Source organism: Pseudomonas sp. Sample_9 (assembly GCF_004307535.1).
In the GTDB taxonomy this organism is placed as follows: Bacteria; Pseudomonadota; Gammaproteobacteria; order Pseudomonadales; family Pseudomonadaceae; genus Aquipseudomonas; species Aquipseudomonas mercuritolerans.
Map to the genome: position 1 here is coordinate 1 of NZ_RAZO01000330.1, position 4,918 is coordinate 4,918.

The window sequence follows — 4,918 nt, forward strand, 5'->3', positions numbered from 1 at the left end:
TTGCTCATCGTGGCATGGCGCATCTGGTTGCCTGCCGATCTTTCGGCTTGTCCCGCTGACGGGGAAACTGCAGGTCCACTGACCCTTGTTATTCGTGATTACTTTGAGCGCAATAGTCGGACCGACTGGCGAGACATGGATGATCGTTTCGACATACTTTCAACCCCCGAAGGCCAGAGCATAGCGAGTCAACCGAATTCACACACTTGCGAAGCATTGCGGGTACTGCAGAGTCCGGCGTTCAGTCAGAGTGAAAAAATCTTCACCATGGCACTTATGTTCAGACTGCCAATCGACCAGTACATGGCCCTGATGGATCGCAGTCATCAACTCTACACGCAGGGCAAAATGGATAAGGAGGTGCTGACTCTGGTGGTATTTCCGCGCGGAACAGCCATCAACTACTGGTGGCTTCCGGCTTGGCGACAGCGTTTCAGTCGCGATGCCCCGAGCGTGCTCGACGCAAATCTGATCAACGATGTTCTTTCGGGACACTATTGGTTCGACTATCCCGGCGCAGGCTTCTGATTCTGCAAGCATGACATCCAATCCCAGCACCGCCCGCGAACTCATCCCGGGCGGTGCTTAGCCATGTCTTGCGCAATCTCAAGCGCACGGGCACACTCTGCGCACTTTCGTTATAAGATTACATAACAAACTTTTCATTTTTCTCGGAGTCCGTCATGCGTCGTCTGTTGCTCGCTTTGCCGTTTGCCCTGTTGCCGCTGGCCGCTGCCCATGCGGTTGATGAGCACGATCATGATCATGAGCACGGCAGCCTCGGCGCTCACGAACATGGTGTGGGTCGGCTGAACGCCGCGCTCGATGGTCAGACCCTGGAGCTGGAGCTGGAAAGCCCGGCGATGAATCTGGTGGGTTTTGAACACACCGCCACGTCGGATGCCGACAAGGCCAAAGTCGCTGCCGCTCGTGCGCAGCTGGAAAAACCATTGGCTCTGTTCAGCCTGCCCGCTGCGGCCGGTTGCAAGGTGGTCAGCCAGGAACTGGAAAGCCCGCTGTTCGGCGACAAACCGGACGCCGACGATCACGACGAAGATGAAGCGGACAAGGACGGTCACGAGCATCACCACGACCACAGCGAAATCCATGCGCATTACCAATTCAGCTGCGCCACACCGGGGGCACTGAACACGCTGAACCTGACGAACATCTTCAAGACCTTCCCGGCGACGCAAAAGATTCAGGTACAACTGATCAGCGCGACCGGCCAGCAAGGTACCGAAGTGACGGCAAAATCGGCTGCGCTGAAATTCTGAAGCGAATGAAGATCCCCTGTAGGAGCTGACGAGTGCAACGAGGCTGCGATCTTTTGATCCTGGTTTTTTACAACCAAAAGATCGCAGCCTCGTTGCACTCGTCAGCTCCTACAGGCGTCCGTGTCCAACCATGAAATCGGTGCCATGACCCAAGCACTCATCGAACTTTCCGACCTTGGCTTCAACTGGCCCGGTCACCCGACGCTGCTGGACATCCCGGCGTTTCGTCTGGAAGCCGGCGAAACCCTGTTTCTCAAAGGCCCCAGCGGCAGCGGCAAGACCACTCTGCTCGGCCTGCTCGGCGGAGTGCAGAAGCCCGGTCGCGGCAGCATTCGCCTGCTCGGCCAGGAGCTGACCGAACTGTCTGCCGGCAAGCGCGATACGTTTCGTGTCGATCACACCGGCTACATTTTCCAGCAATTCAACCTGTTGCCGTTTCTCTCGGTGCGCGAGAACGTTGAGTTGCCGTGTCACTTCTCGAAACTGCGTGCGCAACGGGCGAAACAGCGCCACGGCAGCGTCGATCAGGCCGCCGCCACCCTGCTCGCGCACTTGGGTCTGAAGGACGAAAGCATCCTCAGCCGCCGCGCCGACTCGCTGTCCATCGGCCAGCAACAACGGGTCGCTGCCGCCCGCGCGTTGATCGGCCAACCGGAACTGGTGATCGCCGACGAACCGACGTCGGCATTGGATTACGACGCCCGCGAGAACTTCATTCGCCTGCTGTTTGCCGAGTGCCGCGAGGCCGGATCGAGTCTGTTGTTCGTCAGCCACGACCAGAGCCTGGCGCCGCTGTTCGACCGTCATCTGTCCCTGGCCGATCTCAATCGCGCCGCTACGTCCGCCGAGGTCTGAGATGTATCTGTTTCGTCTGGCCATGGCCAGCCTGGCCAACCGCCGTTTCACCGCATTGCTCACCGCCTTCGCCATTGCCCTGTCGGTGTGCCTGCTGCTCGCCGTCGAGCGCGTGCGCACCGAAGCCAAGGCCAGTTTCGCCAGCACCATCAGCGGCACTGACCTGATCGTCGGTGCTCGTTCGGGGTCGGTAAACCTGCTGCTGTATTCGGTGTTCCGCATCGGCAACGCTACCAACAATATTCGCTGGGACAGCTTCGAACACTTCGCCAACAATCCGAAAGTGAAGTGGGCAATCCCCATGTCCCTCGGCGATTCCCATCGCGGCTATCGCGTGATGGGCACCACCGAAGCCTATTTCAAGCACTATCAATACGGGCGCCAGCAACACTTGGCGCTGGCCGACGGTCGCGCGTTTGCCACCGATCCTTTCGAAGTGGTGCTCGGCGCCGAAGTCGCCGAAGCGCTGCACTACAAGCTCGGCGACAAACTGGTACTGGCCCACGGCGTGGCGGCGATCAGCCTGGTCAAGCACGACGACAAACCCTTCACCGTGGTCGGCATCCTCCAGCGCACCGGCACCCCGGTGGACCGCACGTTGCACATCAGCCTCGGCGGCATGGAGGCGATTCACATCGACTGGCACAACGGTGTGCCGGCGCGCGGCAACGGGCGGATCAGCGCTGATCAGGCGCGCAACATGGACCTGACCCCGCAAGCGATCACCGCGTTCATGCTCGGCCTCAACAGCAAGATTTCCACCTTTGCCTTGCAGCGCGAGATCAACGAGTACCGTGGCGAACCGATGCTGGCGATCCTGCCGGGCGTGGCCTTGCAGGAATTGTGGAGCCTGATGAGTACGGCCGAGAAAGCCTTGTTCGTGGTCTCGCTGTTCGTCGTGCTGACCGGGCTGATCGGCATGCTCACGGCGATTCTCACCAGCCTCAACGAACGTCGCCGCGAGATGGCGATTCTGCGTTCGGTGGGGGCGCGGCCGTGGCACATCGCAAGCCTGCTGGTGCTGGAAGCCTTTGCGTTGGCGCTGACCGGAGTCATCGCCGGACTGGCATTGCTGTACATCGGCATCGCCGCTGCGCAGGGTTACGTGCAGGCCAATTACGGTTTGTACCTGCCGCTGGCATGGCCGAGCGAGTATGAATGGACGCTGCTCGGTGGCATTCTGGCGGCCGCGCTGCTGATGGGCAGCGTGCCGGCCTGGCGCGCGTATCGCCAATCCCTGGCCGATGGCCTGTCGATCCGTTTATGAGGACGTTCACCATGCCCCGCGCCCTGCTTGCGCTGCTGATGCTGGTCGCCCTGCCCGTGTGGGCGGCGGCGCCGAAAGACCTGACCTGGTCGGAAATGATCCCGCCGGACGCCGCGCCGGAAGTGCCGAACATGACCCCGCTGCACGACCTGTCGAAGATGGGCGACGCACTTTCCGCCGAGTCCGCACCAGCGGCCAAGCAGGACATGCCCAATGCACCGGTCGTGAAGAGCCTCGACGGGCAGAACATTCGCTTGCCGGGCTATATAGTGCCGCTGGAAGTCAGCGAAGAGGGGCGCACCACCGACTTTTTGCTGGTGCCGTACTTCGGCGCCTGCATCCACGTACCGCCACCGCCGTCGAACCAGATCGTCCATGTGAAAAGCGAACTGGGCGTGAAGCTCGATGAGCTGTATCAGCCGTATTGGGTCGAAGGGCCGTTGCAGGTGAAAGCCTCGAGCAGTGAACTGGCCGATGCCGGGTATCAGATGGAGGCGGAGAAGATTTATGCGTATGAGCTGCCGGAGTAATTCCCGGTAGTTTTGTATTGGCTGGTCTATCGTCTTCGCGAGCAGGCTCGCTCCCACAGGTGATCACATTCCAAGGTGGGAGCGAGCCTGCTCGCGAATAGGCCCTCAAGGGTTCCACAAAACCCCGCCCCTTCACTGTTTCATTGAGCTGAGTCAAAACACCGTATCAGACGGCTTCGTACCCTAGGACATCGAATTTTTATGTCCTTTCGGAGCCCCCATGAACAAGTCCTTGCTCAGCGCCCCGCTGTTTGCCCTCGCGCTCGCAGCCCCGCTCGCCCACGCCCACGAAGCCGGTGACATTCTCGTGCGCGCTGGCGCGATCACCGTCAACCCGAAGGCCGACAGTTCCAGCGTCAAGGTCGATCAGGGTCCGCTGAGCGGCACTGATCTGGGCGGCAAGGCGACCATGAGCAGCGACACCCAACTGGGTCTGAACTTCGCCTACATGCTCACCAACAACATCGGTATCGAGCTGCTGGCAGCCACGCCGTTCGAGCATGACGTCAAGCTCAAGGGCACCGCCCTGCCCGCCGCCAACGGCAAGCTCGGCACGCTGAAGCACCTGCCGCCGACCCTCAGCGTCGTCTACTACCCGCTGGATTCGAAATCGGCCTTCCAGCCGTATGTGGGTGGTGGCATCAACTACACCTGGATCTACGACGAACACGTCGGCAGCGAAGCCAGCGCCAACGGCTTCAGCAACTTCAAGGCGAAAAACTCCTGGGGCCTGGCCTGGCAGGTCGGCGCCGACTACATGATCACCGACAACATCATGCTCAACGCCCAGGTGCGCTACATCGATATCGACACCCGCGCGACCGTCGAGAACAACGCCGTCGCCCCCGGCACCCGTGCACGGGTGAATGTGGATGTCGATCCGTTCATCTACATGGTCGGTCTGGGCTATAAGTTCTAAGTCGATTTTTTACTGAACGTTCACGTGGTGGTGAATGAGGCTTGGTGGCGGGCAGGCACAGACCTGACGA

General features: G+C 60.4%; 6 protein-coding genes. All 6 read left to right on the top strand.

Annotated features, from left to right (window positions below):
* Positions 1-528: hypothetical protein (locus tag D6877_RS18510; RefSeq protein WP_241662925.1), on the top strand; the 528-nt coding region annotated here is incomplete at its 5' end.
* A gap of 155 nt (positions 529-683) precedes the next feature.
* Positions 684-1,277: a DUF2796 domain-containing protein gene (locus tag D6877_RS18515; protein WP_130911712.1), complete on the top strand. Its 594-nt coding sequence runs from the start codon at positions 684-686 to the stop codon at positions 1,275-1,277.
* 144 nt (positions 1,278-1,421) lie between these two features.
* Positions 1,422-2,132, top strand: coding sequence for an ABC transporter ATP-binding protein (locus D6877_RS18520; RefSeq protein ID WP_130911713.1), 711 nt, complete (start codon positions 1,422-1,424; stop codon positions 2,130-2,132).
* A gap of 1 nt (position 2,133) precedes the next feature.
* On the top strand, positions 2,134-3,399 hold the full coding sequence (locus tag D6877_RS18525; RefSeq protein ID WP_130911714.1) for an ABC transporter permease: 1,266 nt from the start codon (positions 2,134-2,136) through the stop codon (positions 3,397-3,399).
* An 11-nt stretch (positions 3,400-3,410) separates the two neighbouring features.
* Positions 3,411-3,929, top strand: a complete 519-nt coding sequence (locus tag D6877_RS18530; protein ID WP_024014502.1) for a DUF3299 domain-containing protein — start codon at positions 3,411-3,413, stop codon at positions 3,927-3,929.
* A 220-nt stretch (positions 3,930-4,149) separates the two neighbouring features.
* Entirely contained in the window at positions 4,150-4,848 is a 699-nt protein-coding gene (locus D6877_RS18535; protein WP_130911715.1) for an OmpW family outer membrane protein, read from the top strand.
* The last annotated feature ends 70 nt before the right edge of the window (positions 4,849-4,918 follow it).

Excerpts from the sequence above, each read along its gene's own strand:
- D6877_RS18520 (WP_130911713.1), top strand. The coding sequence starts at position 1,422 with ATGACCCAAGCACTCATCGAACTTTCCGACCTTGGCTTCAACTGGCCC.
- D6877_RS18530 (WP_024014502.1), top strand. The coding sequence starts at position 3,411 with ATGCCCCGCGCCCTGCTTGCGCTGCTGATGCTGGTCGCCCTGCCCGTG.
- D6877_RS18515 (WP_130911712.1), top strand. The coding sequence starts at position 684 with ATGCGTCGTCTGTTGCTCGCTTTGCCGTTTGCCCTGTTGCCGCTGGCC.
- D6877_RS18525 (WP_130911714.1), top strand. The coding sequence starts at position 2,134 with ATGTATCTGTTTCGTCTGGCCATGGCCAGCCTGGCCAACCGCCGTTTC.
- D6877_RS18535 (WP_130911715.1), top strand. The coding sequence starts at position 4,150 with ATGAACAAGTCCTTGCTCAGCGCCCCGCTGTTTGCCCTCGCGCTCGCA.